General features: G+C 64.1%; 4 protein-coding genes, 1 pseudogene and 1 riboswitch. All 5 genes and pseudogenes read right to left on the reverse strand.

From position 1 onward, the window contains the following. A pseudogene (locus MK313_RS18255) lies at positions 1-681 on the reverse strand (methyl-accepting chemotaxis protein); the annotation flags it as partial. 1009 nt (positions 682-1690) lie between these two features. Next, on the reverse strand, positions 1691-2788 hold the full coding sequence (locus tag MK313_RS17535; protein WP_183077832.1) for a ribonucleotide-diphosphate reductase subunit beta: 1098 nt from the start codon (positions 2786-2788) through the stop codon (positions 1691-1693). Then, the gene (locus MK313_RS17540) at positions 2779-4794 is read right to left on the reverse strand and encodes a ribonucleoside-diphosphate reductase subunit alpha (protein WP_287783405.1); all 2016 of its coding nucleotides are present in this window, start codon (positions 4792-4794) and stop codon (positions 2779-2781) included. Before MK313_RS17540 ends, MK313_RS17535 begins: the two co-directional genes overlap by 10 nt. A gap of 94 nt (positions 4795-4888) precedes the next feature. Next, positions 4889-5115, reverse strand: a riboswitch (cobalamin riboswitch). 52 nt (positions 5116-5167) lie between these two features. After that, positions 5168-6238, reverse strand: coding sequence for a TauD/TfdA family dioxygenase (locus tag MK313_RS17545; RefSeq protein ID WP_287783408.1), 1071 nt, complete (start codon positions 6236-6238; stop codon positions 5168-5170). A gap of 73 nt (positions 6239-6311) precedes the next feature. Continuing rightward, positions 6312-6822: HAD hydrolase-like protein (locus tag MK313_RS17550; RefSeq protein ID WP_287783410.1), on the reverse strand; the 511-nt coding region annotated here is incomplete at its 5' end.

Genomic DNA, 6822 nt, shown 5'->3' on the forward strand with positions numbered 1-6822 from the left:
GGCCAGGTTCTTCACTTCGGAGGCCACCACGGCAAAGCCCTTTCCGGCCTCGCCGGCCCGCGCCGCCTCGATGGTCGCGTTCAGCGCCAGCAGGTTGGTCTGCTCGGCGATGTCCTGGATCAGCCGCACCACCTCGCTGATACGGTCGGCAGTGGTGACCAGCCGGGTGATGCCCTCATTGGTGCGCTTCGCCTCGGCGACCGCATCCTGAGCGATGTTGGCCGACATGGTGACCTGATCGGAAATCTCGCCGAAGGTGCTGTTCAGTTCCTCGGTCGCCGACGCCACGGTCTGCACATTGCCGGCCGCCTGCTGCGCCGCCGTCGAAACCGAGCTGGACTGCGTGTTCAGCATCTTGGCAGCATCGCTCATCGACGCCGAGGTCTCGATCATGGTCTGCAGGGCAAAGTTCACGCTGCCCAGCACATCCTTCACCTCGCTGTCAAAGGCCTGCGCCAGATGCTGCAGCCGCTCGGCCCGTTCGATCTGCACGCGCTGGCTTTCCGCCTGCTCCGCCGCCAGCCTGTCGGCCTCGATCATGGAGGTACGGAACACGTCCAGCGCCTGCGCCATCTCGCCCAGCTCGTTGCGGTAATCGGTGGCCGGTATCTCCACCTCCTTGTCGCCGTCGGCCAGGTGCCGCATGGCGTCCGTCATCCGGCCTACCGGTGCTGCGATGGCGCGCCCGACCAGGGCGGCAATGAGGATGGACAGGACGATGATTCCGACCACCGCGCCGATGACGATGAGACGTGCCAGATCGGCGATGCTGCGGGCCTGGGTCTCGGCCGCCTCGTAGGAGGCCTGCACGGCATCGCCCAGCGACGACACCATGGGATCGACGCGCGCGAACTCCGCCTGCAGCGCTTCCTCGGCTGCCTTGATCTGCACCCGCAGGTCGCCCACGCGCTGCATGTTCTCGACATAGACGGTGAAGCGCTTGATCAGCTCTTCCTTGTCGGCGGCATAGAGGTCGGACCGCTCCAGCACCTTCTGGAACTCCTCGAAACGACCCGCGATGGAACGCACGAGGCGCGGATCGACCTGCACCAGGAAGTCCTTCTCGTAACGGCGCATCATCAGCATGATCGCGGAAAGCTGGTGGTTGCGGAACTCGTCCAGCTTTTCCTCGGCCGCATCGATGGAATTGCGCAGCTCGCCCATCAGGCCGAAACGGTCGGTCAGGCCAATGGTCTTCCAGGCTTCCGCCAGGGCGCGGAACTGCTTGTCGTAGGAGGCCAGTCCTTCACGGATTTCTGGCAGCCCGGCGCGGATTTCCTCGCTCACCTTCGGCTGCATCTCCTCGATAGCGCCCGAGATCGCCGCCATCCTCTCGGCATGGCTGGCGATGCTTTCTTCCTTCTTGTAGAGCAGGAAATCCTTCTCGTGACGGCGGGCGTCGAGAAAGGCGTAGCGGATCTGGTCGGACAGCAGCTTGGCCTCGATCGCCCGGTCGGCCTCGCGCTGGTAGCCGCCGCGTATCTGGTCGCCGACCAGATAAACCGCAGTGAAAATCGCGAAACCGATGACGGCGATCAGCGTAATCAGCTGAACCTGGAAACCGATGCGTAGGGACTTCATACCCTCCCAATCCTTTCATTAGGAGAAAGGTGAATTTCCCTACGCTTCTATGTGAACTATCTTAAGAAATCGATAACCATATATTGCATTTATTTTATCTTGCGCGCGATCAGGAGACGAGTTCCGCGCGCTGTTTTTCCATCTGCTCGAACCGCGCCCACACACCATTGCCGCCATCCCAGCTGCCGCGGCTCGCACCCTTGGAATATTCCGTCGCGCGCTGCTCGAAGAAATTGGCGTGCTCCACGCCGTTCAGGATTTCCACCAGCCAGGGCAGCGGGTGCGGCGTGAGCTGCTTGTAGCCGGTGTCGGTCTTCTCGAAGCAGCCGAACACCGTGGGCAGGCGCAGCTGGGTCAGCCGCCAGTCAGCGATGTAGCGGACATAGGCCTTGATGTCCTCGGCCTTCATCCCCTCGATCTCGCCGATGCCGAAGGCCAGATCGACGAAATTCTCCTCAAGACCCACCATCGTCTTGGCGACGTCGATGATGTCGTCGCGCACGGCAGGTGTGACCGCGCCGGTCTCCCGGTGCCATTCGTGGAACAGCCGGATGATGCCCTCGCAATGCAGGCTCTCGTCGCGCACCGACCAAGAGACGATCTGCCCCATACCGTTCATCTTGTTGTGGCGCGGGAAGTTCAGCAGCATGGCGAAGCTGGCGAACAGCGCCATGCCCTCGGTGAAGGCGCCGAACATGGCCAGCGTGCGGGCGACGTCCGACACCGTCTCCACACCGAAAGTGTGCATGTAATCGGCCTTGGCGCGCATCTCCGAATAATCCCGGAACGCCTCGAACTCCGACTGCGGCATGCCCAGCGTCTTCAAGAGCAGCGCATAGGCGTCGATATGCACCGTCTCCATGTTGGAGAAGGCGGCCATCATCATCTGCAGTTCCAGCGGCTGGAACAGCGGGATGTAGCGCTTCAGGTAATTGTCGCCGACCTCGACGTCCGACTGGGTGAAGAAGCGGAAAATCTGCGTCAGCAGCGCCCGCTCCGAATCACTGACGCGGTCCGAGGCCCAGTCCTTGATGTCGCCGCCCAGCGGCACTTCCTCACCCATCCAGTGGGTCTGCTGCTGGCGCTTCCAGTATTCGTAGGCCCAGCCATAGCGGTTCACGTCATAGGTGCCGGTGGCGGTCAGCAGCCCAACCTTGCCAGTGCCGACCAGGTCGCGCGGGTTCAGATGGCCGAGATTTACTGACATGCCAGGCACTCCTCGTAATCGGTCGGGGCCTGGTTATCGAAGGCCGATTTCTCGCCCTCCTCCGCCTTGGCTTCCAGCTTGCCGGCGAAGGCGGCACGGCTGATCGACTTGGAGCGGCAGTAATACAGGCTCTTGATGCCACGCTTCCAGGCGGACCAGTGCAGCATGTGCAGGTCCCACTTGTCGATATCGGCCGGCAGGAACAGGTTCAGCGACTGGCTCTGGCAGATGAAGGGCGCACGGTCGGCCGCCAGGTCGATGATCCAGCGCTGGTCGATCTCGAAGGCGGTGCGGAAGGTCGCCTTCTCGTCCTCGCTGAGGAAATCGAGATGCTGGACCGAACCTTCCTTCTCCACGATGGACTGCCACACCTCGGCGGTGTTCTGACCCTTTTCCTCCAGCATCGTCTCCAGATGGCGGTTGCGCACGGAGAACGCGCCGGACAGCGTCTTGTGGGTGTATATGTTGGCCGGGATCGGCTCGATGCCGGCGCTGGTGCCACCGCAGATGATGCTGATGGAGGCGGTCGGCGCGATGGCGATCTTGTGGCTGAAGCGCGCCTTCATGCCGGCATCATGCGCGTCCGGGCACGGCCCGCGCTCTTCCGCCAGCGCCACCGAGGCGGCGTCGGCCTCGCGGCGGATCTTGCGGAACATCTTGAAGTTCCAGGACTTGGCGAGCGCGCTTTCGAACGGAATGCCGCGCGCCTGCAGGAAGGAATGGAAGCCCATGATGCCAAGTCCGACGGAGCGCTCGCGCATCGCCGAATAGGTGGCGCGCTCCATGCCGCTGGGCGCATTCTCGATGAAATGGGTCAGCACATTGTCGAGGAAGCGCAGCACATCCTCGATGAAGCCCGGCTCCTCGGCCCACTCCTCCCAGGTCTCGACATTCAGCGAGGACAGGCAACACACGGCGGTGCGCTCCTTCTCCTCCTGGTCCTGACCGGTGACCAGGGTGATCTCGCTGCACAGGTTGGAGGTGGACACCTTCAGCCCCAGCTTCTGCTGATGCTTCGGCAGGGCACGGTTCACCGTATCGATGTAGAGCAGGTAGGGCTCGCCGGTCTGCAAGCGGGTCTCCAGGATGCGCTGCCACAGCTGGCGGGCATCGACCTTGCGCAGCACCTCGCCGGTCTTCGGGCTCTTCAGCCCGAACTGGCCGCCATCGCGCACCGCTTCCATGAACTCGTCGGTCACGTTGATGCCGTGATGCAGGTTCAGGCCCTTGCGGTTGAAATCACCCGAGGCCTTGCGGATTTCCAGGAATTCCTCGATCTCCGGGTGGTGGATGTCGAGATAGACCGCCGCCGAGCCACGCCGAAGCGAGCCCTGGCTGATCGCCAGTGTCAGACCGTCCATCACATGGATAAAGGGAATGATGCCCGAGGTCTCGCCCGCCCCCTTCACCGCCTCGCCGATGGAGCGGACCTGGCCCCAATAGGTGCCGATGCCGCCGCCATTGGAGGCCAGCGCGACATTCTCGTTCCAGGTGCGCACGATGCCATCCAGCGAGTCCGGCACCGCGTTCAGGAAGCAGGAGATCGGCAGGCCGCGCGTGGTGCCGCCATTGGACAGCACCGGCGTCGCCGGCATGAACCACAGGCGCGACATGGCGTCATAGAGGCGCTGGGCATGGCCGATATCGTCAGCGAAGGCGCAGGAGACCCGCGCGAACATGTCCTGATAGCTTTCACCCGCCAGCAGGTAGCGGTCGGTCAGCGTCGCCTTGCCGAAGGCGGTGAGCAGCGCGTCGCGGTCGCGGTCCAGCTTCAGGTCGGACGGCTGCGGACGCGGCGCCAGCGGATAGGGCAGCGGCGCGCGGCGTTCCAGGTTCAGGGCCTGCTGATGCGGGAAGTCCGGCTCAGGCGGCTGCACGCGCGGACGCTGCTGCACGGGCCGAGGCTGTGCCGGGCGCGCCTGCGCCGGACGAGACTGGGAAGGCCCGCCCGGAGTCTGCGGAACGAGATTGCCGTCATAGTCGAAATCGAAAGCCAGAGAGGACATCGCTACCCCGTCGATCAGGTGGTGACAGGGCAACAGGTCATCCCGCGGGCACAATCCCCCTCCCCGCAAGCGACCCAAAGGACACCCCGCCCAAGGTCATTCGTCTGGTCATGGCAGGTCTCCTGGCTTGCGGGTCGCCGTTGCTTGCCCGGCCTTCCCGAATCCCGGCCTCGCTCCGGGCATTCAGTGGCATGAAAGGGCAAAAACTCGCCGCTCACAGTTGCGGGGACAGCTCCGGATTTAGCAGAAAACCCGCCGCACCGAATTCCCGTCTTAGCCCCAAATCTACCGAATCGGGGAACCATAACCACTAGATACGGTAGCGGTTATCCCAATACTGTCAAGGCTATTGTGTTCTTGACACAGCGCTTGTTCAGGCTGGAAGCAGTGCTTCCTGACCGATACCGCCGCGCACCGCGCCGGCCTCCACATGGCGCCACAGGACGCTGTGATCCTGCGGCAGCGGGCGGCTGTTCGGCATCGACAACCAGAGCCGGAACAGCAATCGGTCGCGGCCCTGCGTGGCATCGTCGGTGAAGGGCGTGCGGCCGTGATAGACGACATGGTTGTTCAGCAGCTGAATGTCGCCCCGCTCCAGCACCATCTCGAAGGACAATTCCTCCATCGTCGCCTGGAACAGCGCCAGAGCTTCCTTCTGCGCGTCGGTCATCGGCGGCACGCCCGGGATGAAAGCCGCTGCCTCGATATAGGTCAGCGAATAGTGGCTGGTCAGCTTGCCGTCGCGCAGCCCGAAGATCGGCAACGGATAGGCGACCTGCTCCGCCCCCTTCTCCTCGCCGAAGCGGCTGCGGTAATAGGGCTGGCACAGCACCTCCAGCAGGTCCGGCCGGCGCTCCCGGATGGTGTTATAGACCATGGGGGAGGAGCACAGCTTGCTGACCCCGCCATTGGCGGCCTGGCGAACGCACAGCAGGCCGACCACATCGCAGCGGTCGGTATGAAAGCGCAGCGCCCCGTTCGACAGGGTGCGGGCATAGGAGGACAGGAAGGTGCCGTTATCCTTGGTCTGCACCTGGCCATAGCGTTCGCCGACGACGCTGGCCCCCTCGTCGCGGATTTCGCGCATCAGTTCGCCACGGTTGTTCTGGAACAGCGTGTATCCCAGATGCTTGCCGAGGCCGAAATACAGCTTCTTCAGCTGGGCTTCCGAATAGCGCTCCACCGGGATGCGGCGCAGCTTCACCATGCCGCTGCCATTCTCCAGCTCCTCACGGACCGCCTCCAGCCTGTCGGCCAGCGCGCCCAGCGGGAAGCTCTCGCGGGTGATATCGTGCCAGGCCATGCCCTGCGCCTCGACATGGGCCAGCGCCGCATCCAGCGCCGCGATGTCCTGGCCCGTCAGCTCGACAATCCAGCGGTCCGACGTCGCCATCTCGGCGCCGTGCCAGACGCAATCGCCCTCGATCCTCGGTAATGCAGTCATTTCACCCTCCCGCCGGTCTTGATGCCGGTGCCGGCGATCATGTCACGCGGGAAAGCCGGCGGACAAGATTGCGCTACCAGACGAAACGGCCCATCAGATATGTCGGTCGCACAGGCTTGTCGGCGATGAAGCCGCGCCAGGCGGCCTCCGTCGGCAGGCTGTTGCCGCTGACGCCCAGCGCCGCGCCATGGATGCCGTCGGCCACCAGCGCGCTGTCGCAGCCGAAGCGGCTGGCCCCCGCAATGTCATGGCCCAGCGAATCGCCGACGGCGAGGATGCGCGCCTTGTCGGACAGGCCCAGGCTGCGGTAGATCGGCGGGTAGGGCTTGCCGTGCCACTGCACGCGGCCGCCGCGCCGCTCATATTCCTCCGCCACCAGCCCGATGGCCTCGGCCAGCCTGCCGCCATCGACGCGGTGCGTGTCCGGGTTGGCGCAGACCATCGGCAGGCCGCGCGCCAGCCCCTGTTCTATCAAGCCTTCATAGGCCTCGAGCAGGCCGGTCTCGCGGGCATCGCCGATCAGCAGCAGGAAATCCGCCTGACCAACATCCGCCACCAGATCGATATCGACGCCGTCCAGGAAG

Source organism: Oceanibaculum sp., assembly GCF_022449305.1.
GTDB lineage: Bacteria > Pseudomonadota > Alphaproteobacteria > Oceanibaculales > Oceanibaculaceae > Oceanibaculum > Oceanibaculum indicum.